21 protein-coding genes are annotated in these 24,015 nt (G+C 38.3%); 17 read left to right on the top strand and 4 right to left on the bottom strand.

Annotation, left to right across the window (positions count from 1 at the left end):
* Positions 1-27 precede the first annotated feature (27 nt).
* The 16 genes from M028_RS0122290 (at position 28) to M028_RS0122370 (ending at position 18,393) form a co-directional block, all read left to right on the top strand.
* Positions 28-1,176, top strand: a complete 1,149-nt coding sequence (locus M028_RS0122290; protein ID WP_026575817.1) for a Gfo/Idh/MocA family protein — start codon at positions 28-30, stop codon at positions 1,174-1,176.
* 16 nt (positions 1,177-1,192) lie between these two features.
* Complete coding sequence (locus M028_RS0122295) at positions 1,193-2,074, top strand: sugar phosphate isomerase/epimerase family protein (protein ID WP_026575818.1); 882 nt, start codon at positions 1,193-1,195, stop codon at positions 2,072-2,074.
* 228 nt (positions 2,075-2,302) lie between these two features.
* The gene (locus M028_RS0122305; protein ID WP_026575819.1) at positions 2,303-3,295 is read left to right on the top strand and encodes a sugar ABC transporter substrate-binding protein; all 993 of its coding nucleotides are present in this window, start codon (positions 2,303-2,305) and stop codon (positions 3,293-3,295) included.
* Positions 3,296-3,465: 170 nt separating this feature from the next.
* A complete protein-coding gene (locus M028_RS0122310) occupies positions 3,466-4,968 on the top strand; it encodes a sugar ABC transporter ATP-binding protein (RefSeq protein ID WP_026575820.1) in 1,503 nt (500 codons plus the stop codon).
* A 1-nt stretch (position 4,969) separates the two neighbouring features.
* Positions 4,970-5,956: an ABC transporter permease gene (locus tag M028_RS0122315; protein ID WP_035424538.1), complete on the top strand. Its 987-nt coding sequence runs from the start codon at positions 4,970-4,972 to the stop codon at positions 5,954-5,956.
* 1 nt (position 5,957) lies between these two features.
* Positions 5,958-6,902 (top strand): LacI family DNA-binding transcriptional regulator, encoded by a 945-nt coding sequence (locus M028_RS30810; protein WP_051591197.1) that lies wholly within the window; start codon positions 5,958-5,960, stop codon positions 6,900-6,902.
* A 114-nt stretch (positions 6,903-7,016) separates the two neighbouring features.
* The gene (locus M028_RS0122325) at positions 7,017-8,006 is read left to right on the top strand and encodes a Gfo/Idh/MocA family protein (RefSeq protein ID WP_035424540.1); all 990 of its coding nucleotides are present in this window, start codon (positions 7,017-7,019) and stop codon (positions 8,004-8,006) included.
* Positions 8,007-8,328: 322 nt separating this feature from the next.
* Positions 8,329-9,828, top strand: coding sequence for a sugar ABC transporter ATP-binding protein (locus M028_RS0122330; RefSeq protein WP_026575823.1), 1,500 nt, complete (start codon positions 8,329-8,331; stop codon positions 9,826-9,828).
* Between the two features lie 4 nt (positions 9,829-9,832).
* Entirely contained in the window at positions 9,833-10,828 is a 996-nt protein-coding gene (locus M028_RS0122335) for an ABC transporter permease (protein WP_026575824.1), read from the top strand.
* Positions 10,829-10,879: 51 nt separating this feature from the next.
* Positions 10,880-11,839, top strand: a complete 960-nt coding sequence (locus M028_RS0122340; RefSeq protein WP_026575825.1) for a sugar ABC transporter substrate-binding protein — start codon at positions 10,880-10,882, stop codon at positions 11,837-11,839.
* Positions 11,840-11,913: 74 nt separating this feature from the next.
* Entirely contained in the window at positions 11,914-12,921 is a 1,008-nt protein-coding gene (locus M028_RS0122345; RefSeq protein WP_026575826.1) for a LacI family DNA-binding transcriptional regulator, read from the top strand.
* A gap of 142 nt (positions 12,922-13,063) precedes the next feature.
* Positions 13,064-14,083 carry an inositol 2-dehydrogenase gene (iolG, locus tag M028_RS0122350; protein WP_026575827.1) on the top strand — a complete coding sequence of 340 codons (1,020 nt, stop codon included), beginning with the start codon at positions 13,064-13,066 and terminating at the stop codon, positions 14,081-14,083.
* 174 nt (positions 14,084-14,257) lie between these two features.
* The gene (locus tag M028_RS0122355) at positions 14,258-15,271 is read left to right on the top strand and encodes a LacI family DNA-binding transcriptional regulator (RefSeq protein WP_026575828.1); all 1,014 of its coding nucleotides are present in this window, start codon (positions 14,258-14,260) and stop codon (positions 15,269-15,271) included.
* Between the two features lie 304 nt (positions 15,272-15,575).
* Positions 15,576-16,547: a sugar ABC transporter substrate-binding protein gene (locus tag M028_RS0122360; RefSeq protein ID WP_026575829.1), complete on the top strand. Its 972-nt coding sequence runs from the start codon at positions 15,576-15,578 to the stop codon at positions 16,545-16,547.
* Between the two features lie 19 nt (positions 16,548-16,566).
* A complete protein-coding gene (locus M028_RS0122365; RefSeq protein ID WP_026575830.1) occupies positions 16,567-17,394 on the top strand; it encodes a sugar phosphate isomerase/epimerase family protein in 828 nt (275 codons plus the stop codon).
* 285 nt (positions 17,395-17,679) lie between these two features.
* Positions 17,680-18,393 carry a DUF421 domain-containing protein gene (locus M028_RS0122370; protein WP_442852800.1) on the top strand — a complete coding sequence of 238 codons (714 nt, stop codon included), beginning with the start codon at positions 17,680-17,682 and terminating at the stop codon, positions 18,391-18,393.
* Positions 18,394-18,451: 58 nt separating this feature from the next.
* On the opposite strand, the gene M028_RS0122375 is transcribed toward M028_RS0122370, so the two are convergent.
* A complete protein-coding gene (locus M028_RS0122375; protein WP_026575832.1) occupies positions 18,452-19,021 on the bottom strand; it encodes a class I SAM-dependent methyltransferase in 570 nt (189 codons plus the stop codon).
* A gap of 246 nt (positions 19,022-19,267) precedes the next feature.
* Between M028_RS0122375 and M028_RS0122380 the strand changes: the two genes are divergently transcribed.
* Entirely contained in the window at positions 19,268-20,830 is a 1,563-nt protein-coding gene (locus M028_RS0122380; protein ID WP_442852801.1) for a glycosyltransferase, read from the top strand.
* A gap of 60 nt (positions 20,831-20,890) precedes the next feature.
* Here M028_RS0122380 and M028_RS0122385 read toward each other — a convergent pair whose 3' ends face one another.
* The 3 genes from M028_RS0122385 to M028_RS31620 all read right to left on the bottom strand — a co-directional run.
* Positions 20,891-22,015 carry a glycosyltransferase family 2 protein gene (locus M028_RS0122385; protein ID WP_026575834.1) on the bottom strand — a complete coding sequence of 375 codons (1,125 nt, stop codon included), beginning with the start codon at positions 22,013-22,015 and terminating at the stop codon, positions 20,891-20,893.
* 72 nt (positions 22,016-22,087) lie between these two features.
* A complete protein-coding gene (locus tag M028_RS30815) occupies positions 22,088-23,200 on the bottom strand; it encodes a tetratricopeptide repeat-containing glycosyltransferase family 2 protein (protein WP_197031456.1) in 1,113 nt (370 codons plus the stop codon).
* Between the two features lie 158 nt (positions 23,201-23,358).
* Positions 23,359-24,015, bottom strand: a 657-nt coding sequence (locus M028_RS31620) for a hypothetical protein (protein ID WP_197031457.1), incomplete at its 5' end; no start/stop codon positions are given.

A 24,015-nucleotide genomic window follows, 5' to 3' on the forward strand; every position in this document is an offset into this window, starting at 1 on the left:
AAAGTAATTTAAAAAGGAGTGGAATGTATGAAAGAGATTAGAATAGGACTTGTAGGGGCTGGATGGATGGGAAAAGCTCATACCAACGCATTTTTAAACGCCTTAATGCTTTTTGGACCTGAATCTGGAAAACCTGTTTTTGAAGTTGTCGCAGATGTAAATGTTGAGGCGGCCAAGGTGGCGAGCGAGAAGCTGGGATTTTCCAGATGGGTTGAGAGTTGGCAAGAGGTTGTTACGGATCAAAATGTTGATGTTGTGGATATTGCCACACCGAACGCTTTCCACTATGAAGTGGCAAAAGCAGCTTTAGAAAACGGAAAACATGTGTATTGTGAAAAACCATTAACTCTTTCAGCAGAGCAGTCAAAAGAATTAGCAGACCTTGCCAAGCTAAAGGGCGTCGTGAATTATGTCGGTTATAACAATGTCATGAATCCGGCAAATGCTTATATCAAGGAACTTGTTTCTTCTGGTAAACTAGGTAAAATTATGAGGTTCTCCGGAACTTATGATCAGGATGGGCTGCTTGATCCAACACTACCAATCACATGGCGCCACATTAATAAACATTCTGGAAGCGGTGCACTTGGTGATCTTGGTTCGCACCTTCTTAGCATTTCCCAGTTTATCCTTGGTGATATCACAAGTGTAAACGCCTTATCAAAGATTGTAATCCCGAAAAGACCAAAACAAGCTGGTTCATCAGAACTTGCGAATGTAGAAAATGATGACTTGATCACGATTCTTGCCGAATACGAAAATGGGGCAGTAGGCACGATTGGAGCAAGCCGTGTTGCAACAGGTCGTAAAAACTATCTAACATTTGAAATTCAGGGTACTGAGGGTACAGTCTACTATTCGCTGGAAAGAATGAATGAAGTGAATGTCTACTTTACATCCGATAACAGTGAAGATAGAGGTTTTAGAAATGTATTTCTTGGACCTGATCATAAGGGCTACTCCGCCTTCTACCCTGCATCCGGGATTGCAATCGGATACAATGATATGAAAGTTTTAGAGGCGCATGAACTACTTTCAGCGATTACAGAATTTAAACCATACGCATGTGATTTTGAATTTGGCTGGAAAATTGACAGAACTGTTGATGCTATCTTGAAATCTGCCGCAGAGAAAAAATGGATAGAAGTAGAAGAGAAAGCACTAGAAGTCATTTAAATAGAGGAGAGAGAATATGAAAGTCAGAATTGGTACAGCGCCAGATTCTTGGGGAGTATGGTTTCCGGAAAATGAAAAACAGACACCTTGGGAAAGATGTATGGACGAAATGGCTGAAGCAGGATATGCAGGAATTGAACTTGGTCCTTGGGGATACCTTCCAAATGATTACGATAGATTAAAAGAAGAACTTGAAAAAAGAAATTTAGAGTTAACTGCAACAACCCTTGTGGGAGATCTTACATCCGACAGTAGAACAGAGGAATTGATTGCTTTACTGGATGAGATGGCACCGCTTCAATTACGATTTGAAAATGCAAAGTATGTAGTTTTGATTGATGATTGCTACACCGATCTTTTTTCCGGTGAATTGGTAAGACCGCAATTCTTAAATGGTCAGGAATGGGACAAGTTTTTAAGCAATATTACCAAAATTCGCGACCATGCGAAATTAAATTATGGTTTGGATGTCGTGTTTCACCCTCATGCCCAAAGCCATATTGAAACAGAAGAGCAAATTGAAAGACTCTTAAATGATACGGATATTAATCTCTGCCTGGACACAGGGCATCATGCGTATGCGGACGGGGACCCAGTTGCCTTTATGAAAAAACACTATAAACGAATTCCTTATCTTCACTTGAAAAGCTGTGACCTACAAGTCAGAGAAAAGATGCAAGAAGAAGGCTGGTCCTTTGCGAAAGCTGTGAGTGAGGATATCATGTGCGAGCCTGAGCTTGGTGTGGTGGATATGAAAGCTTTCGTTAAAGTTTTAGAAGATATTGACTTTTCCGGTTGGGCGATCGTTGAACAGGATATGTATCCTGCTCCTTTAGAGAAGCCATTCCCAATTGCCAAAAGAACGAGAGAATACTTAAAAACAATTGAATTGGGCTGATGCTAGAGGGCCTGATTGACAGGTCCTCTATAATCTAAATTTAAATAATCGTTTTTTTACGCCTATTAAATTCATAATATTATAAATTTTTTGTGCAATACTACTAAGTTTTATCATAGTTAAATAGTCCTCAAAGAAATACATTATGTTCCTCATTATTTCCAATTAAGCTATCAATAATTAAGAAAATAAAGTTTTGTGAAAAACATAATATTAGGGGGAAGAAACATGAAAAAGTATATGAAAGCAATGATTCCGGTTCTTTTATTTGGTGCTTTAGCATCTGGATGCGGAAGTACAACGAACGGATCTGCATCATCGAACCAAAAGGATTCAGCTACTTCATCTTCACAAGGAAAACCAAAAGTGGGGGTTGTTTTCAAAGCACTAAATGATGAGTATTGGAAAATTATGCAGGCTGGTGCAGAAGCCGCTGGGAAAAAATACGGTGTTGATGTTGAAGTAGCCGGCCCAGCCGATGAGACACAAGTCATTCAGCAGGTATCGATGATAGAAGATGACATTACCAAAAAAGTAAGCGCTTTAGCAGTCGCCCCTAGTCAACCTGCGACCGTATTGCCGGCTTTTCAAAAAGCAAAACAAGCAAATATCCCTCTTGTTCTCATCGATTCAGATGCTAGTTTTCCAGACAAGGTTTCCTTTGTAGGAACGGGGAATTTCGAGGCGGGGAAGCAAGCAGGAAAATTCATTGCCAGCAAACTTCAAAAGGGGGATAAAGTGGCGATTATTCGTGGATCTCTAGGGGATAACACCCATGACGAGCGAACAAACGGAGCTGAGGAAGCTTTGAAAGCAGCTGGTATAAATATTGCTTCGGTGCAGCCCGCAGATAGTGACCGGAATAAAGCACTTTCCGTAATGGAAAATATTTTACAAACGCAGCCTGATATAAAAGCGGTATATGGTACAAGTGATGAAATGGCACTAGGTGCTTTACGCGCGTTAAAATCCGAACATTCAAAAGCATTTGTGGTTGGATTTAATGGTTCCTCCAATGCCTTGGATTCGATTAAAGCTGGGGACATGACAGCCTCAATTGCTCAGGACCCTTATAAGATTGGTTACTTAGGGGTAGAAGCAGCGGTTAAAGCAATGAAAAAGGAAGCAGTTGATAAACGAATCGATTCCGGAACAAAGGTAATAACCAAAGATAATGTTGTAGAATTTGAAAATAACTTAAAACAAATTCTTGGCAAATAATAGAAGGTAGGTTGCAAATGAAGCCGATGGTGTCATGAGTGAAATGGATAATAAAAATATTCATCGACAAGCATGCACCCGCTTCATCTAGTGATTTACAATAAGTAGCTTAACATATTAAAACAATCAGCGCGAAGTTATTAAATTCAAAAATTACGAGGGGGATGTGAATGCAAAAACATAATAGTTTATTGGAGCTTAAGGGTATCAGCAAAGGTTTTTCGGGCATTCCAGTCCTTAAAAATATCAATCTTGACATTCAACCTGGGGAAGTCCATATACTTTTGGGTGAAAACGGTGCTGGAAAATCAACCTTAATCAAAATCATGACGGGGGCCTACTCGAAAGATGTAGGGGAAATATACTGGGAGGGAAAAAAGGTAGAAATAAACGGGCCCTCCGATGCGATGGACCTGGGAATTGCAACGATATATCAGGAGTTGAACTTAATTCCTGAACTAACGGTATATGAAAACATGTTTCTCGGACGGGAATTAAAAACAGGTGCCAAGCTTCCTTTTTTAAATCATAAAGAAATGAGAAAGAAAGCCGTAAAATATTTAAGGGTATTGGGTCAAGATATATCACCAGATGTAAAGGTCTCCTCCTTAGGTATCGGCCAGCAGCAATTAGTTGAAATAGCAAAAGCGCTGACCATTGATGCCAAATTGATTATTATGGATGAGCCCACGTCCAGTCTTAGTGCATCGGAAGCAGAACAGTTGTTAAGAACCGTAGAGGAATTGCGAAAACAAGGGATTGCGATTGTTTACATATCACATAAATTAGAGGAACTTAAGCGAATAGGGGATCGAATAACCATTTTGCGGGATGGTACCAAGATTGAGACGCTGCCGGTAAAAGAGACCAGCACAGAAAAAATGATTCAATTGATGGTGGGAAGAACACTAGAAGATAAATACCCGAAAGAAACCTTTCAATTGGGAAAAGAAGCTTTGCATGTAGAAAATCTTTATTTGAAAGGATCTGGCGCAGGGATCAGCTTTACAGCCTATCAGGGTCAAATCTTAGGGATATCTGGATTAGTTGGAGCAGGTCGAACGGAATTGGCAAGGGGGGTTTTTGGAGTTGATCCAATCCAATCAGGAAAGGTCTATGTCTTTGGACAAGAAGTGAAAATTAAATCACCAAAAGATGCTATTCAGGCAGGCCTGGCTTTTATTACCGAAGATCGTAAAGGCGAGGGATTGATTTTAGATCAAACCTTGAATTTCAATATGACGATTGCCAGCCTGAAAAAATTTAAAAAGGGTGTTTTTATCCAGCAAGATCAATTGAAAAAAGCCTCGTCCGATTACATTCGAGAGTTAAAAGTTCGCCCTAATGACATAGAGAAACTTGCAAGAAAACTAAGCGGCGGAAACCAACAAAAAGTGGTTATTGCAAAATGGCTTTCGACAGAGGCAAAGGTGTTTATTTTTGATGAACCTACCCGAGGCATTGATGTTGGTGCGAAAGTAGAAGTGTATCGATTGATCAATTCGTTAGTGAAAAATGGATCGGTTGTTATCATTATTTCTTCCGAATTACCCGAGATTTTAGGAATTTGTGATCGGATTCTAGTTATGAGTGAAGGAAAAATCACGGCCGATTTCCTAAGGGAAGATGCTAATCAAGAGAGAATCATGAAAGCCGCTACAGGAGGGATATAAGATGTCGGAAATAATAGTGGAGAAAAAATCGGTTGCAAGCAAATTACCGAAGAGTCTTCTAAGTAAATTTGGAGCTTTGATTGGTTTAATCTTGTTAATTCTTATCCTTACATTATTGAACAGCCAATTCCTAACAATTAATAATATCATGAATATTGCAAGTCAATCTTCCATTAATGCTTTATTGGGTGTCGGGATGCTCTTGCCGATTTTAACAGCAGGAATTGATCTGTCTGTGGGATCTATATTAGCGATTTCCATTATGGTTATGGGTGTGGCGGTCGTAAATGGACAGATGAATCCCTTCTTCGGCATTCTTATTTGTTTGGGAGTCGGTGCCTTCGTAGGATGGTTAAACGGAATTATTTTAACGAAACTTCGTCTTCCCCACCCATTTATCTCTACACTCGGAACGATGAATGTTGCCCGCGGGATCGCGCTCATTATCACAGGAGCAGCACCGATTGCAGGGTTTCCCTTAGTGATTCAATTTGTTGGGAGCGAGACTCTTGGTCCGCTTCCCGTTAGCTTCATACTCGTTCTTCTGACTTATGTTGCCTTTCACTTCTTTTTAACCAGAACAGCAACAGGCCGTTATATTTATGCCATCGGCGGAAATAAGGAAGCAGCCCGTCTTTCTGGCATCAATGTCAATAAAATTCTGGTAATCGTTTATACATTAAGTGGTTTAATGTCCGGTTTAGCAGGTTTGGTCATGGTTGGACGTGTCAATTCTGCGTTTCCGCTGGCAGGATTAGGGTATGAATTAGATGCAATCGCTGCAGTTATTATCGGTGGGGCAAGCTTTTTCGGCGGCGTTGGGAATGTGTGGGGAACACTCATTGGTGCTATGATTATTGCAGTATTAAGAAACGGGTTGAATCTATTAAATGTATCTTCAGACCTACAAATGGCCATTATCGGGCTAGTCATTATTGCTGCTGTTTATGTAGATGTCCTTCGTCAACGTTCAGCAAAGAATAAATAAAATGAAAAGATTAGCGGATATGACAAGAAAAAAGGCTAAAGTAGTCTTTGATGAATTGAGTAGTAAAACCCCGCCTTTAAGCGTTCAGAAGATCAAGACCATAGGTATTCTTATTCCAAATATGGACAATCCGTTCTTTGTAGAAATCGCAAGAAATATCCAACACAGTGGACATGAATTGGGTTATCGGGTAGTCATGTGTAGTACAGATAATGATTCAATAATGGAAATAGAATATTCCTCGCTATTAAAAAATAATAGTATCGATGGATTGATTTTGGCAGGCGGGTTTGAGAATGATACTATTTTGAAGGAAATAGTAGATGAAGGATTGCCCATTGTTCTTATTTGCCAAGACATACCTTCTTTGTTAGTAGATAGTGTAAGCGTGGATGACTTTTTAAGTGGTTATCAGGTTACGAATCATTTATTATCTATTGGTCATGAGAAAATTGCAGTTTTTGCGGAGAAAACACGGAGTAGTAAAGAACGGATACGTGGATATCGTAAGGCGTTGCAGGATGCTGGATTGGAATTTAATGAGAGTTTGGTTTTGGTTAGCGATTCTACGGTCAAAAGTGGTAAGCAACTTGCTAAACAAATACTTGGTCTGATAAAGCGGCCAACGGCTATTTTTGCTTGTAATGATTTATTAGCAGTTGGAATATTCCAAGGAGCACGGGAACGTGGGATTAAGGTTCCTGATGATTTATCGATTGTTGGGTTCGATAATACGCTCTTAGCAACTAGTGTTGACCCGCCTTTAACCTCTGTAAAACAACCAATCGAAAAAATGGGACGTGAAGTGATTAATTTATTAATTCGAAGAATAGAAGGAAAAGATGAATCGAAAAGGCGGATTATCTTATTTCCTGAAATTATTTTCAGAAGTTCAACGAAGCCACCGATTACTAAGTCATCAGAAGGAACCAAGAAGTATATATGAAAATATATACTTCTTGGTCTTTTTTTATTATATTATTGATTTAAGGAAAACGCTTAACTTATACTTTAAATGAGATCTGCCAAATGTTACAAATGATGAAGAGGAGGAATCATAATGTCAAAAATCCGTTGGGGAATTATCAGTGCTGCCAATATTGCCTATGATCAGCTGGTACCAGCACTTCGACGTTCGGAGCGTGCTGTTGTAACGGCAGTCGCATCAAAAAGCAGAGGAAAAGCGGAACGGTTTGAGGTGCCTGTTATTTATGAAAGCTATGAGGAGCTCTTAAATGACTCATTGATTGATGCTGTGTACATACCACTTCCAAATGCACTTCACGCGGAGTGGGCGGTAAAGGCTATGAATCTTGGAAAGCATGTCCTTCTCGAGAAACCCGCTGCCTTAACAGAGGCAGAAATGGCTGACATGAAAAAAGCAGCTGAACTAAATCATGTTGTATTTATGGAAGCATTCATGTATCAATTTCACAGGCAGCATAAACGGTTAAAAGAGATTATTCAATCAGGTGTGATCGGGGAATTTCGCCATGTTAAAGCACATTTTTCTTGGATGCTTGATGATAATGGAGACATTCGCTTAAACCGGGAACTAGGCGGAGGGGCCATGCGTGATGTTGGGTGTTATGGCTTGCACGCAGTTACACAAATTGTCGGGTTTACCCCTAAGCAAATTTCCATGACTGGAAAAATCCATCCGGAATTAGCAGTTGATACCACCTCCACTTGTGTAATGATTGATGAGCAAAATCGAACAGCAGAAGTTTCTGCCTCCATGGAGTTACCATTTATTAACCGCTATGAAATTATTGGTCCCAAAGGGGCAGTTACTGTTGACTCTTCTTTTCGCCCTGATGTTTCGGATGACGGATTTGGAAAAATAACTGTTCGTGATGATAATGGGAATGTCATTCTTTTTGAAAGATTCAAAGATGATCAATATTTAAACCAGGTGGAGCATTTTCATGACTGCATCATAGAAAATAAACAACCCATATACAATGCAGACCATTCGCAGGAAATGGCATGTTATTTGGAAAAAGCCTATGAATCCCTTCATCATAATTCTGTCTTAACAAAAGTTTAATTGAATCAACAGGCAAATTTCGCTAAGCTAAAAAAAGAGCACACAATGAGTGCTCTTTTTTAATGGTATTAGTTAAAGGCTTTCCTTGCTAACATTAAAATTTCTAAGTGGAACTGATTGATATTTTATTGATTATGACTGAATTTGATTGGTTGTTATCGATATTGGTAGATTTTTAAGTTAAATTGGGAAATTTATTTAAAAAATTCTAGAAAATTTTTAAAAATTTGTTGAATTATTCGAGTTATCTGATTATAATTTAAATTATTAGGAAAACGCTTTCTCAACTTTGGTTAAAAGACTACTAGAAAGGGGTCAGAATATGGGTGCAAGCCTCCTCGAAGTAAGAGGGATTAAAAAAAACTTTGATCAAAACCACGTTCTTAAAGGAATCGATTTAGATGTAAAAGTTGGTGAAGTTCATGTGCTGCTAGGGGAAAATGGGGCAGGAAAGTCAACGTTAATTAAAATTTTAACAGGTGCCTACCAAATGGATGCGGGTGAAATCTATTGGGAAGGCAGTCGGGTTCACTTACATACACCTATTGATTCTATGAAATTAGGAATCGCCACCATTTATCAGGAACTAAATGTGATTCCCGAATTAAAGGTCTATGAAAATATCTTTCTGGGAAGAGAGGTAAAGCGCGGGGGGAAGATGTCCTTACTTGACCACAAAGCGATGCGGGAGGAAGCAAAGCGCTGTTTAGGAATGCTTGGCCAAAGTCCTGATCTCGCGGACCAACGGCTGGGGAATCTAGGGATTGGCCAGCAACAACTTGTGGAAATTGCAAAAGCGCTTGCTTTAGATGCGAAGCTAATTATTATGGATGAACCTACATCCAGTTTAAGTGCTCAAGAGGTGGAGCAGTTATATCTATGTGTAGAACAGCTAAAAGAAAAAGGGATTGCCATTGTGTTTATTTCGCACCGCCTTGAAGAAATAAGAGCGATGGGGGACCGGATTACAATCCTTCGGGATGGATTTAAAATTGACACCTTGCCGGTGAAAACGACTGAAACAGATTATTGGATTGAATTAATGGTAGGACGCTCGTTAGATGAGAAGTTCCCGAAGCAATCCTTTACTCTGGGTAAAGAAGGATTTCGAGTTGAGAACATGCTGGTGGAAGGAACGGAAGAGCCTGTTGAATTTTCAATAAGATACGGCGAAATTGTTGGAATTGCCGGACTTGTTGGAGCGGGCCGTACAGAACTTGCCCGAGCAATTTTCGGAGCAGACCCAAGTAAAAATGGCAAAATCTCGATTGATGGGAAAAAGGTCAAGATTAAATCGCCTCGCGATGCCATTGATGCAGGAATCGCTTTTATTACAGAGGATCGAAAAAGTGAGGGTCTATTACTGGATATGCCGCTGGATTTTAATATTGCAATGGGAAGTATGAAGAATTTTCGAAAGAAAACAAAGCTCCTTGATTTAAAGGGGATGCGTAATACAGCGGAAGATTTTATTAAAGAATTGAAAGTCCGCCCAGGTAATATCGATCTACATGCCCGAAATCTAAGTGGAGGAAATCAGCAAAAGGTTGTCATTGCTAAATGGCTTTGTACACAAGCGAAAGTATTTATCTTCGATGAACCTACACGTGGAATTGACGTTGGTGCTAAAGTAGAGGTTTACCGATTAATGAATCAGTTGGTTGAAAACGGTGCCATTGTGCTGATGATTTCATCCGATTTACCGGAAATTCTCGGTATGTGTGACAGGGTTCTGGTCATGAGCGAAGGAAAAATAACAGCTAATCTGCCAATTAAAGAAGCTACACAAGAACGAATAATGAAAGCGGCTACAGGAGGTTGATAAAATGAGTCAAGTTGCAGTGCAAACAGAAAAAGAAACAGTCAAAGAAAAGAGTTCGTTAAAACGTTACTTAAGTAAGTTTGGTCCCCTCATTGGACTTATTATTTTGGTTGCTGTCCTTACTGTTTTATCCGATAAGTTTTTAACAGTCAATAATATAATGAATATTGCACGTCAATCTTCAATTAATTCACTTTTGGCTATTGGGATGCTGCTCCCTATACTTACAGCCGGGATTGACCTATCTGTTGGTTCGATTCTTGCCATCGCAATCATGCTGATGGGGGTTGTGACCGTTAATATGGGTATGAATCCTGTCATTGGTATTCTCGTCTGTCTTGGTGTCGGAGCCGGATTCGGTTGGATCAACGGATTGTTATTAACCAAGTTACACTTGCCACATCCTTTTATTTCTACTTTAGGTACTATGAATATTGCTCGTGGTATTGCCTTAATCATCACCGCTGCTGCACCAATTGCGGGCTTCCCGTATGCGATTCAATTTTTAGGACAGGAATTTGTCGGACCAATTCCAATTAGCTTTGCCCTTGTCATTGCAGTATATATCATTTTCCATATTTTCTTAACTCGAACACAAACAGGGCGTTACATATATGCAATCGGCGGCAATCCTGAAGCTGCCCGCTTATCCGGTATTAAAGTTGACCGTGTTTTAGTGATTGTATACACCATCAGCGGCCTAATGGCAGGACTTGCCGGGCTTGTAATGGTGGGACGTGTTAACTCTGCATTCCCTCTTGCAGGACTTTCTTATGAACTAGATGCGATTGCCGCAGTTATTATTGGCGGTGCGAGCTTCCTTGGCGGTGTAGGAACTGTCTGGGGCACTTTAATCGGAGCTATGATTATTGCTGTTCTCCGTAATGGATTAAACCTGTTAAACGTTTCTTCTGATTTCCAAATGACAGTAATTGGTGCTGTCATTATCGCAGCTGTATATGTTGACGTCATTCGCCAACGTAAAAGTAAAAAGAAATAATTCAGATCTCAAAGTGTAATATTCAAAAGTATACAATGGGGGTATTCGAGAATGAAAAAAATGAAATTATTTAGCGCAGCAGTAGCAGTATCTTGTATGGCACTTGTTGCCGGATGCTCAAGCAGTACGAGTAAAAGTTCTGGCGGTGGGGATGAAAGCGTATCGGTTGTATTAAAAACATTATCAAGCCCTTATTGGAAGTATGTTGAAGCGGGAGCAAAGGCTGCTGGTAAGGAGCTTGGTGTAAACGTAACGGTTGTAGGACCAAATTCAGAATCTGAAGTTATGCAAGAAGTAAATATGATTGAGGATCAATTAAGTCAGTCACCAGGTGCACTAGTGGTTGCTCCGATTCAGCCTGATACGGTGATTCCATCCTTAAAGAATGCTGTTAAACAAAAGGTGCCGGTTCTATTAGTGGACTCCGATGCAAAGTTTGATGGGAAAACAACTTTTATTGGAACGGATAACTATACCGCAGGTCAAGAAGGCGGGAAATTACTGGCTAAGATGCTGAAAAAGGGTGATAAAGTAGCTCTTATTGAGGGAGCACTCGGTAACCCTGCTACGGATGAGCGGATCAAAGGTGCAAAGGAAGCGCTAGAAAAGGCTGGTCTTCAAATCGTTGCTCAACAACCTGCTGACAGTGATAAGACAAAGGCAATGTCCGTAATGGAAAATATTCTTGAGAACAATGGCGATGTTAAAGGTGTATTTTCTGCCAATGATGATATGGCTCTAGGAGCTGTGCGTGCTTCTGAGGCAAAAGGGCTTGATGTTAAAATTATTGGTACTGACGGAACAGAAGAAGCGGTTAAGTCAATCTTAGATGGACATCTCGCTGGAACAGTTGCACAAAGTCCTTATAATATGGGCTATGAAGGAGTTAAAAATGCTGTAAATGCAATTAAAGGGAAAAAGATTAAAGTGCGAATTGACAGTGGTATAGATGTAATCACAAAAGATAATGCAAAAGAGAAGTTAGACTTTTTACAAAAGATTTCAAAATAAGGGGCAGAACTAAACCCGCTGATTTCTTCGTGCTAAAATAGTAGAAAAGGATCATTTGAGGAGATTGAACATACATGAAACCTACCATATACGATGTAGCCGAGAAGGCGGGTGTCTCCATTGCCACTGTTTCGAAAGTGGTCAATAATACAGGACATATTAGTGACAAAACGAAAAAAAAGGTCATGAAAATCATGGAGGAGCTCGAATACCAGCCGAGTAGTTTGGCTGCTGCGTTGACCGGAAAGAAGACGTTTACCATTGGAGTGCTTGTACCTGATATTTCCAATCCCTTTTTTGCCGAGGTTGCTCGGGCATTAGAAAATAATGCCCGGGAGAGGGATTACACGATTATTTTGTGCAGTACGGATTATCAAAAGGAACGAGAACAAGATTATATGGAGCTTCTGTTAAAAAAGCAAGTGGACGGTATTATTACAGCGACAGAACCAAAAGATGTGAGTGCCTTTCAAAAGCTCCGTAACCGGCATATTCCGCTCCTGATGTTTTCCATTGCCCATCTTGCTTTATCTTCACATGTTGTTACTACTGATGATTTAAGAGGTGGATACCTTGCCGGTCGATACTTACTAGATCATGGGCATCGAAATATTGCAATGATTACTGAAATAGAACGGCCGAGCGGTCGCCTGCGTTTGGAGGGCTTTAAACAGGCACTTTCTGATGAAGGAATTGAACTGGACGATCATTTAGTGATTCATGCTAAATCAAAAATAGAAGATGCAAAATCAGCGGCCAAACAGATTTTACAAATGAAACAAAAGCCCACCGCGATTTTTGCTTCTACGGACTTAATTGCAGCGGTCTTTTTAAAGGAAGCTAGGAAAGCAAATATATCCGTTCCGCATGAAATATCTGTTATTGGCTTTGATAACACGGTTCATGCACAAATAGCTGACCCTGGTTTAACAACGATTGCCCAGCCTATCAATGAATTGGCACACTATGCCATTGGGCAGCTGCTGGAATCCATTGAAAATCCTGAAATGCAAGGGCGTCGGATTATGCTGACTCCAACGTTAGTGGAACGGGAGTCAGTAAGAGATTTAAATAAGAAATGATGATAATTAAAAGGGCTGTCCATTTTTCGATGCGGCGGCCTTACATAAAAAAATGTTCAGGGTTGAGCATAAGGATCATTAGAAGGTGAGTCTGCCCTAAATACTTTATGATCTCAATCGAAAAAAGGGGAGGAAATAGTCAATGACTTTAAATATTGGAATTATCGGCGCAGGAAGAATTGGAAAATTACATGTGGATAATTTAAGGGGCATTTCTCAAATTCAAGTTAAAAGTGTATCAGATGTAGTCATCGATCATCTTGAATCATGGGCTAAGGAAAAGCAAATCGAGGTTTTGACAACTGATTATCATGATATCTTGAATGACCCTGTAATTGATGCGGTATTTATCTGTTCTCCGACTAATACACACGCAACGATCATCAAAGAAGCTGCAGCTGCCGGAAAACATATTTTCTGTGAGAAACCAGTTAGTTTCTCTGTAGAAGAAACGGAAGAAGCGCTTGAGGCTGTCAAAAAAGCAGGTGTTAAACTGCAAGTGGGCTTTAACCGCCGCTTTGATCCGAACTTCCGTAAAGTTCGTCAAATTGTTCAAGATGGGGGAATTGGCACGCCGCATATTTTACGGATTACTTCTCGAGACCCTGAGCCGCCAGGTGTTGAGTACATCAAATCATCAGGCGGGCTGTTCATGGATATGACCATCCATGACTTTGATATGGCTCGTTACGTTATGGGCAGCGAAGTGACAGAAGTATATGCCAGCGGCGCAGTGCTGGTGTCACCTGAAATTGGAGAAGCAGGCGATATTGATACCGCCATTGTTACCTTGAAGTTTGCAAACGGTGCAATTGGTGTAATTGATAACAGCCGCCAAGCTGTTTACGGGTATGACCAGCGCCTTGAAATTTTTGGCGAAAAAGGGGCTGCACAGGCCGATAATAATCGGGCGACAAATGTGGAGGTTTCCACTGCAGAGCATGTTTCAAAAGATAAACCATTGTACTTTTTCTTAGAGCGCTATAACCAAGCGTACATTGATGAAGTAACAGAGTTTGCGAATGCCATTCTATTAAATCAAGAGGTAAGCTGCACGGGTTTTGATGGTTTGCAGGCACAAGTAATTGCAAAAGCGGCTAAAAAGTCACTTGAAACTGGGGCACCTGTGCTATTACAGGAAACTGCTTCAATCGCAGGATAAATATAAGATATAAAAGTATTTTAAAGCCAGGCTCAAATCCTTAGTTTCAGGGGTTTGAGCTTTTTTATTGAAAAAACTTTATTTATATTCAGAATATAGATATAATTAAGGTAATCGGTTACCTTATAAATTCTGCTAGTTAAAAATTAAATTGATAATGAGAGTGTATATAAAATGAAAGTAACTATTTATGATGTTGCAAAAAAAGCTGGTGTTTCAACGGCTACAGTTTCAAAAATCATTAATAATACAGGTTCCATAAGTGAGAAAACGAAACAGAAAGTTCAAAAAGTAATGGACGAGTTACAATACCAGCCAAGTATGATTGCATCTGCATTAAAAGGGAAAAGTACACAAACGATTGGATTATTGATTCCAGACCTATCTAATCCCATTTTTGCAGAGTATGCAAAGTATATTGAGGAACGTGGGCAAGAACTCGGATTTAGCGTTATTATGTGCAATACAGATACCAATCCGGAACGGGAGCTAAAATATATTACGCTTCTAAAACAAAAGCAAGTGGATGGAATTATTGTAGCCGCCCGATTTAAAAACATTGATCTTTTAAAAGAATTAATAAAAGAAAAATTTCCACTTGCCACTATTGCACAAGATCTTCCGGCTCTTCCTATGGACAGTGTGACAGTCGATGACTTTTTAGGCGGTTATCAGGTAACGGATTACTTACTATCGCTTGGGCATCGAAAAATTGGCGTGATTGCTGAAGGAGATAGAAGCAGCAAAGAACGGATAAAAGGTTACAGACAAGCGTTGATTGATGCAGGATTAAAACCTGATGAAGATCTCATTGTGGTGTGTGATGAGTCAACAAGGGAATGGGCAAGGATGAACGCTGGAAGATTACTAGATAAAAAGAAACATTTAAGCGCTATTTTTGGATGTAATGATTTATTAGCAGTCGGAGTTATGCAAGCTGCACGTGAACGAGGGTTAACAATTCCACATGATCTTTCGGTGATTGGTTTTGACAATACCGACCTATCAGAAGTGGTATATCCCTCCTTAACCACAGTAAAGCAACCCCTTAGAGATATTGGTCACCACGTTGTAGATTTATTAAATCAGCAAATTGAAGGAAACAGCAGAACCACACAACGGGTAGTTTTACTGCCAGAGCTTGTTATTCGTGAATCAACTGTGCAGGTCGGGAATCCAAATAAGTGAATTGCAAAATGAGTATAAAAGAAGATGACTTAAAAGTTTAATTTAAGTCATCTTCTTTTTATTTTGAAATAAGCAATCACCTAGGAATAATAGGAAACTAATAAGATTGAAATTTTAATATTTTCCAAATTTAATATTGAAAACGTTTTAAAAATGGTATAAACTTCTTTTTAATAGGGTAATCGGTTACCTTAAATTAATGATTGTATTTATTGCTTTAATCTTATAAAAACAAGTTGTTGTTTGGGTTTGTTTAGGTTAACCGGTTACCCTTAAACATACCGAATTAAGGGGGCAGAGAAGGATGAAGAAACTTAGCGGGGTCTTTTTAACAAGTGTTTTAGGGGCAGGATTAATTTTATGTGGCTGCGGTAATTCTGAGGCAAGTAAATCTACCACTAAGTCAGGTTCAAGTGGTAAAAAGACAGTTTCTGTTGTTCTGAAAGCATTAAATAGTGAGTATTGGAAATTGGTTCAACAAGGAGCGATGGATGCAGGTAAAAAAGCTGGAGTTACTGTGGATGTAATGGGCCCTGCCGCTGAAACGGAGGTAGAAAAACAAGTTTCGTTAATTGAAGATCAAATTACTAATGGGGCAGACGCATTGGTTATAGCACCAAGCCAACCTGCGACCGTGCTTAGCGCTCTTCAACAAGCCAATGATATGCCTGTTATTTTCGCTGATACAGATGCGGCCTATCCGAAAAAGGTTAGTTTTGTCGGTACAGGGAATTTTGTAGCAGGTCAAAACGGCGGGAATTTTATAGCAAATAATCTTCAAAAAGGAGATAAGGTTGCAATCATCCGTGGTGCTTTGGGGGATAAAACCCACGATGACCGAACCAATGGAGCAGAGAAAGCCATAAAAGCGGCTGGAATTGATGTCGTTACCGTTCAACCAGCAGATAGTGACCGGTCAAAAGCAATGAATGTAATGGAAAATATCCTTCAATCCAATCCAGATATTAAAGCCGTATTCGTGACGAGTGAGGACATGGCATTGGGTGCTTTACGTGCCGTTCAAGCGAAAAACAGCCAGGTAATGGTGGTTGGTTTTGATGGAACATCAGAAGGTCTCAAATCGATTAAATCCGGCGGATTAAAAGCTGAGGTTGCGCAAGATCCTTATAAGATTGGTTATTTAGCCGTAGATGCAGCCGTTAAAGCACTTAACGGAAAAACGGTCGATAAACGAATTGATTCCGGTGCGAATGTCATTACGAAAGAAAATGCAGATGAGGTACTTTCTAAGATAAATAAAATAATAGAGAAATAATGAATGGGAGGTAGAAAAAATGAATAGAGAGTATGGTTTATGTTTATGGACTTTTGGAGATATCCCTTTGGAAGAAAAGTGCAAAGTAGCGAAGGAAATTGGGGTAGATGGTGTTGAAGTTCAGGGAGACCTCACACAAGATCCCGATGAACTAGCAAGCTTAGTATCTAAATATGGGCTAAAGGTATTATCTGTTACACCCGATAATGTGGATATTTCTAGTATAAATGGAGATATTCGCCAAAAGGCCGTTCAATACTTTTTAGATTTATTGGATTGGGCTAGAAAATTAGGGGCAAATAGGATTTGTTTACATGGAAAGGTTGGTAAAATAACCGGATGTGGAGATATTTCAAAGGATTGGAAACTTCTCATCGAGAGCTCAAAAACTATACTAGAGAAAGCAGAAGCTTTACATATTGAAGTTGTATTTGAGGTATTAAATCGTTATGAAAATCATCAAATTGTCACCGGCCATGAAGCTTTAAAACTGATTGATGCTGTAAATAGTCCGTATTTGTTAGTTTTATTAGACGCTTACCATATGAATATTGAAGAAGCTGACCCAAGCGAGGCATTAAGAAAAGCTGGAAATAAATTAGGTGTCTATCATGTAGCAGATTCAAATCGCCAGGCCATCGGAAACGGCCATTCAAATATAAAAGGTCAAATCAAAACATTACAGGAAATCAATTATACCGGCCCCATAATTATGGAAATGACAGCAGAAGGCCCAAATCCTTTTACTGCAGTTAAAGGAGAAAATTATCTCCAGGTACTTATTTATTATTACAAAAAGTCTTTATTCAAATTAAAGGAATTGGAGTATCCAAAAATAGAAATCTAACCAATTTTGTTACGGTATTTCCTTGGAGTTTACTAACGATGGCAGAGAACGTTTCATTTCTATATAGACAACAATCCTCACCTCGGTACGTATTTTGGATTCCTAAGTTTGGTTTGTTTACCTCAAATAGGTTTTAATTTAAGCATTTCAAGTCGAAGGGGAATAAGAAATAAAACAAAAGGTGACAAGCACTATGCGGAATTTCCACATAGTGTTTTTTGTGCATGATTACGTAAGCAACAGCAAATAATGACTTCATGAGTACCGTTGTAAAGGATGAATGAGTTGGAGCATGTTGTGATTTTAGCAATTTTACGTACAGTTGTTTCTTATATTATTCTAATGGTGGTCACTTACTGTATTGGCAAACAGGTAAATGCTCATAAAAACCATTATAATTTTGCATTGTCTATAACGTTAGGTTCATTTATTGCAAACATGGGCTTTGATACCAATCTCAAATTTTATCCGATGTTGGCAGCCTTTCTTACACTTATTTTTCTCTACTTAATCATGTCTGCTTATTCTGCCAATAGCAGACGTCTTCGCATCTGGCTGTCAGGACAGCCAACCATCATTATCGAAAATGGCAAGCTTTTGGATTCAAATATGAAGAAAATAAAATACACTCTCGATCATTTGAATCTGCAACTAAGGGAGCAGGGAATCTTTGATATTGTTGAGGTGGAGTTTGCCTTACTTGAGGTGAGTGGCAACTTATCGGTATTAAAAAAATCACCTTTTCAGCCTGTCACCAAAAAGGATCTTAATCTAGATCAGCCTCATCAAGAAAACAGCCTTCCGGTAGAACTGATCATGGACGGAGTAGTTATTGATAAAAACCTCAATGATCCGTATTCCAAACCATGGCTTGAACAACAGTTAAAAACAAGAAGATTAGAAATAAAAGACATCCACTATGCGGTCGTCGGAACCAATGGTTCTTTTTTTATTGACCTTTGTCAGGATCATTTGAAGTCACCAGTGGGCAAAGAATAAAGTGGAGTGTGTTCGACAAAAATCGGGTGGTGACAGGCACCCACCCGATTTTTTTATCTTACTGTTGCGTGAGCAAATTTTTTACTTCTTCAGCAGAATGATAATGAGGATTTACTCCAAGGTACACCCCGATTTGGTGTGCTGTGTAAGAGAATAATAGATTTGAAAAAGTGGACAGAACTTCTTGGTGGGTCCAATCTTCTTTAACATGTGTTTCATAAGGATTCCCTGCATAAGGACCCTGAGGACAGCGAACAATTGGAATACTAATGATTACAAATTCACTATTGTGTAATAATTTTTGATAAACATCAATTGCTTCTTCCTTTGTCATATGTTCTAAAACATCGCCTAAAAAAGTAAAGGCGTATTGTTTTTCGGGAGTATACTTCCGGATATCTTCCTTAATAATATGATGGTATTTATTGGTTAAGTCATATTGTGAAATGTACGGCTCCCAAATTTCTACACCGATAAACTCCATTTGCGGTAAGGAAGATCTGAGTAAGTTAGAATAGGTTCCTGCTCCAACACCTACATCTAAAATCGAATTAAATTGACATTGAGTGACCAGCTTTTTAACAATGCTCTGAATCCATTCCTTACCTTCATTTAAACTAACCGGCATAATAGCCCTCCTAATCTTTTTTATACCTTGAATCTTAAAAAAATGCGTTTAGTACCCAAAAATTTCTATGTAATAAGATATTGAAAATAGCCCTAAAGTGAAACGGCTAAATTTGTTTTAAATACCAAATTAAAGATTTCCAATAATTAAGAAAAATATTTTACGTTGGGCTAATCTGAAATAGTCCTAAGACAATCAACGAAAAAAAAATTATTGAATAAGATGGAAAAGGAAAAAAGTCTGGGGGTGTATCCTTTGGAAGATTACCGTGTTTTAATCGGGAGTCCAATCCATCGTAAAGCAAATATTTTAAAAGAATTTCTTGCTTATTTACCCAAAATTGATTCAACAGGTTTACAGATCGATTACTTTTTTATAGACGATAACATCGATGTGGAATCTACAAACTTATTGAATCAGTTTTCTAAAGAAAATGAAGGAGTCACACTCATTTCCTCTCATTCTAATGATTTGTTTACCAGTAATGAAAAGGGTACACATATATGGAATAGCAGCTTGGTTTGGAAGGTCGCAGAATTTAAAAACCAAATAATCGAGTTTGCTCTAAAAAATGATTATGATTATTTATTTTTAATTGATTCGGATATTTTACTTCATCCAAAAACGATTCAACATTTAATAGGAACCAAAAAAGATATTATTTCGGAAATATTTTGGACAGATTTTGGAGGTAATGGAAGTGAATTACCCCAAGTGTGGTTACAGGATGAATACAATTTTTATTATAAGGGCAATGAGAAACAATCAGTTGAGGATATCCATAAATCCATGCTCGAATTCCTTAACAGTTTAAAGACTCCGGGTGTTTATGAGGTTGGAGGCTTAGGTGCGTGCACATTGATTTCAAGGCATGCCCTTCAAAAAGGAGTGAGTTTCAGCAGAATAAAAAATGTCTCCTTTGCGGGGGAGGATCGACATTTTTGTATAAGGGCTGTTGCCTTAGGATTAAACCTTTATGTCGATACTCATTATCCTGCCTTTCATATCTATAGAGAATCCGACTTAGGTCGAATTTCTAATTTTATTGGTAAAAATGAAACTCCATTAGGAAGAAATCAATATGTAAGATATTTTAAAAGCTCTAATAATAAATTAACACTTTCAATGGTTGTTAAGAATGAAGCGAATAATTATCTGAAAAATGTCCTAACGGAACATAAACAATATATTGATGAAGCTGTCATTATAGATGATGGCAGTACAGATGATACTGTAGATATCTGCCTGGAGGCTCTTGATGGAATTCCTATCCATCTAATAAGGAATCCTACTTCAAAATTCTCAAATGAAATCGAGCTTAGGAAGCAGCAATGGGAAGAAACGTTAAAAACCAATCCTGACTGGATTCTAAATCTAGATGCAGATGAAATGTTTGAGGAGAAGTTCCGATTTAATGTAAGATCTTTAATAAATCAAAATAAAACGGATGTTTGCTGTTTCCGTTTGTATGATTTTTGGGATATGGACCATTATCGTGATGATGAGTTGTGGTGCGCCCATAAAACTTTTCGTCCTTTTTTGTTAAGATACCAAAAAGATTTTCCTTACCAATGGAAAGAAACCGCCCAACATTGTGGCAGGTTTCCACATAATATTTTATTACAGCCCTATGATTTATCTCCAATGAGATTAAAGCATTATGGCTGGGCAAATTATTCAAAAAGAGCATCTAAATTTGAACGATATCTAGAGTTGGATCCGGAATTTAAATATGGTTCAAAGGAACAAATATTATCCATACTTGATGAACAGCCAAACTTAATCAAATGGGATGAAAATTTAAACTGAATAATAAAAAGGGAATCTACAAGACCGTTTTGGAGGTCTTTAGATTCCCTTTTTTTATATTCACTGTTTAGTTGAATATAATTTCATCCAGGTGATGTCAAGTAATTTATATGATTTTAAAGCTCCTAGACTCCTAATATTATCGATTGGTTCGATATAATCAGGATTTTGTAATAAAGAATTTTGAAAATGGATTAAAGCTAAATCCTTTTCCCCCATTAATGCGAGTGTTTCTCCAATGTAATTTTCTAAAATGTGATCCTTTTTTTCATAGGAATTTAATAGTTGTAATGCTACCGGTAGATTTCTTGTTATGATCGCTCCGATTGCCCATACAAAATTTTCAGTTGCTGTTCCTCTGGCAAGTTGTAATGATTTTTGGTACCAATTCAATCCTTCTTTTTCGATTTCCCTTCGATATAACAATAATGCTAGAATCGCAAAGGCTATAGATAGATTTTCATCAACTTGATGGTTTTTCCAATCAATTTCTGGGATTAGATCTTCAATGGAGTGTTCATTAATTGTTTTTTGAATGTGTAAAATTACTGTATCATCATCTGTTTCCAGTGTGGTATTTGTAGAATGTTTTCGATAGAAATATAATGGTTCGGGAACATGTAGGGAATCCCAGGTCCTAAGTGCATGTAAGATTAAATTTGTATCTTCCCCAATTTTTAATGTTGTATCATATCTCAACTTATTAAAAACTTCTTTTCGAAGCATCATGCTAGCTCCATTAATATAAGTGCCCACTTTAAGAAAGAATCTTAACATCCGCTTTTTTTCCATATTTCGCGCTTGCCAATAGGCTTCTGGAGAATTATTTTCATCCATAATTAGCATATCGGAATGAACAATTCCAATATTGGGAGAGGTAAATTGCCTTAGTAAGACCTCGAATCGATTTGGTAAGGATAGATCATCCGCGTCTTGAAAAACAATAAAATTTCCGGATGCGTAATCAATTCCTTTATTTCTTGCAGAGGCTGCACCAGCATTTTCTTGGGAGAAGTATTTAATTTTTTCGCTGGAAAAGGATCGGATGATATCCTCACTTGTATCTGTTGACCCATCATTGATGATAATGAACTCAAAGTCTTGTACAGACTGATTGAGAATGGACTCTATCGATTGTGCCAAGTATTTTTCAGCGTTATATACGGGCATTATGACACTTATCAACTCTATCCGCCCCCTTTGAAAAAATGTGTTTGGATGGAAATTGAACAAAAATCCCCTTATAATTCAATCTTATTAACTCGTAAGTGTCTTCGTTTCTGGAAATTGGCCGATTTTATATTTTATATAAAGTAATAATTTTTGAAGGATAGGGTGGGAAGGGTTAAATTCTGCTGCTTTTTTTAAATAAACTACAGCTTCTTTAATGTTACCTTGCGTTAAGTACAAAGTAGACAGCTCTGTTGCCGGTATAAATCCCCATAGATCATTCGCAATATAGCCGAGGTCTTCCGTTGGTTTCGTAAGGTTTAAGGCAATCTGAAACCAAGATATGGCATTGGTTATCTTTCCTTGTTCCTTATAAAAATAGGCAATTTTGCTGACAATTTCAGCTCGAGGGGGAATATATTCAAAGCTTCGTAAAAGGGATTTAATTGCCTTGTCTTTATCATTTAATTCGGTGTAGCAGTGGTATAGGTCCTGAAATGTTGTTAAGTAAAAGGAAGAGGATTGATTATTATCTTTTAGCAGGAACTCATCAAATGCAATAGTTGCTTCCTTAAACCGTTTATTTGCTGTAAGCTCCCTGCCATAATAGTACAGTTGTCTGGAGTTCAAAACACCTTTTTTTTCTAAGATACTCTCAATAATTTTTAAATTTCGATCGGTTATTCGGTTAGTTCTTTGCCGGTGCGAAATGGAAATATCCGATTGAAGGATGTTATGGCTATAGTTAAATTCCACATATTCATGGACAGGTTCTACCCAAGAGTAATTCCGGTCTTTTTTAATCAGCCGTTCCCTTCTAAATTGAACTTTAGCCTTACCATCCTCTTCCACTCCCAGGTTATAATTCATTATGACAACATCAACGTCTGGACTCATGGATTGTTTTAACTTGAGAAATTTATCTCTGTCTTCGGGCAATAATACATCATCGGCATCTAACCACATTAAATAGTCTTTTGCTCCTTTTGAAAAAGCAAAATTTCTGGCCACAGCAAAATCACCGACCCATTCAAAGTCATAAATTAAGTCAGTAAATTGCCGGGCAATTTCCTTCGTGTTATCTTCTGAACCTGTATCAATAATTACAATCTCATCCACAAGGTCTTTTACACTTTCTAAACAGGCTCCCAACATTTTTTCTTCGTTTTTTACGATCATGCACAGACTAATGCCTATCAAGAGTACCACCTCATTTTTTATTCCTTTATATATATACTCAAAAGAAGTATTTACGTGTTAAATACAAGAGCTCATCCAGGGGGATGAGCTCTTATATATTTAAGCAATGTCTTTAATTAAGTTGCTAAGGTTTACTATTTTTTAAAAACAAAACCTAATCACGGAACTTCTATCGTTAGTGGTGCACAGGTTGTAAATGTTGGTACGCAATCCCCCATAATAGGTAATAGATCACCACTTCTAAAGGTCATTGATGCATCAGCTGTAGCAGAGGTAACATAACCATATATACCAGGCATCATTCCCAAAAATTGTACTTCAAGATTATCGTTGTTATTAAAATTGGTAGTAGATAGTTCAGTAACTGTACATCCAGGTATAGTAACGGTTCTAGTTCCTACACATTCCCTAACACCTGTAGTTGGGTTAAATCTATATACATTTACAGTTATTGTTTTAGGTGTGGTGGTATTATTCAAAACTTTTATAAATAACCGAGCTCCTGAAGTAGCTTTAAATGGACCCGTAGTTAGATTCTGGGTAAGACCAAAGAAAGAACTAATGAATCGAATTTCAGATTTAATTTCCTCTAAGCCAAAGGATGGGTTGAAGATGGCACTTTCAATGGCGGCGACTTCGGATTTGATTTCTTCTAAGCCAAAAGAAGGATTTGTTAATATGCTTTCAATGTTAATGATCTCTGATTTGATTTCTTCTAACCCAAACGATGGATTGAAGATGGCACTTTCAATCGCGGCCACTTCAGACTTAATTTCCTCTAATCCAAATGACGGATTGTTTAAGATGCTTACAAT

It is taken from the genome of Bacillus sp. UNC438CL73TsuS30, from assembly GCF_000482325.1.
Classification (GTDB): domain Bacteria; phylum Bacillota; class Bacilli; order Bacillales; family Cytobacillaceae; genus Neobacillus.

Excerpts from the sequence above, each read along its gene's own strand:
- M028_RS0122295 (WP_026575818.1), top strand. The coding sequence starts at position 1,193 with ATGAAAGTCAGAATTGGTACAGCGCCAGATTCTTGGGGAGTATGGTTT.
- M028_RS0122310 (WP_026575820.1), top strand. The coding sequence starts at position 3,466 with ATGCAAAAACATAATAGTTTATTGGAGCTTAAGGGTATCAGCAAAGGT.
- M028_RS0122365 (WP_026575830.1), top strand. The coding sequence starts at position 16,567 with ATGAATAGAGAGTATGGTTTATGTTTATGGACTTTTGGAGATATCCCT.
- iolG (WP_026575827.1), top strand. The coding sequence starts at position 13,064 with ATGACTTTAAATATTGGAATTATCGGCGCAGGAAGAATTGGAAAATTA.
- M028_RS0122345 (WP_026575826.1), top strand. The coding sequence starts at position 11,914 with ATGAAACCTACCATATACGATGTAGCCGAGAAGGCGGGTGTCTCCATT.
- M028_RS0122375 (WP_026575832.1), bottom strand. The coding sequence starts at position 19,021 with ATGCCGGTTAGTTTAAATGAAGGTAAGGAATGGATTCAGAGCATTGTT.
- M028_RS0122335 (WP_026575824.1), top strand. The coding sequence starts at position 9,833 with ATGAGTCAAGTTGCAGTGCAAACAGAAAAAGAAACAGTCAAAGAAAAG.
- M028_RS0122355 (WP_026575828.1), top strand. The coding sequence starts at position 14,258 with ATGAAAGTAACTATTTATGATGTTGCAAAAAAAGCTGGTGTTTCAACG.
- M028_RS0122305 (WP_026575819.1), top strand. The coding sequence starts at position 2,303 with ATGAAAAAGTATATGAAAGCAATGATTCCGGTTCTTTTATTTGGTGCT.
- M028_RS0122330 (WP_026575823.1), top strand. The coding sequence starts at position 8,329 with ATGGGTGCAAGCCTCCTCGAAGTAAGAGGGATTAAAAAAAACTTTGAT.
- M028_RS0122290 (WP_026575817.1), top strand. The coding sequence starts at position 28 with ATGAAAGAGATTAGAATAGGACTTGTAGGGGCTGGATGGATGGGAAAA.
- M028_RS0122315 (WP_035424538.1), top strand. The coding sequence starts at position 4,970 with ATGTCGGAAATAATAGTGGAGAAAAAATCGGTTGCAAGCAAATTACCG.
- M028_RS0122340 (WP_026575825.1), top strand. The coding sequence starts at position 10,880 with ATGAAAAAAATGAAATTATTTAGCGCAGCAGTAGCAGTATCTTGTATG.
- M028_RS30810 (WP_051591197.1), top strand. The coding sequence starts at position 5,958 with ATGAAAAGATTAGCGGATATGACAAGAAAAAAGGCTAAAGTAGTCTTT.
- M028_RS0122360 (WP_026575829.1), top strand. The coding sequence starts at position 15,576 with ATGAAGAAACTTAGCGGGGTCTTTTTAACAAGTGTTTTAGGGGCAGGA.
- M028_RS0122325 (WP_035424540.1), top strand. The coding sequence starts at position 7,017 with ATGTCAAAAATCCGTTGGGGAATTATCAGTGCTGCCAATATTGCCTAT.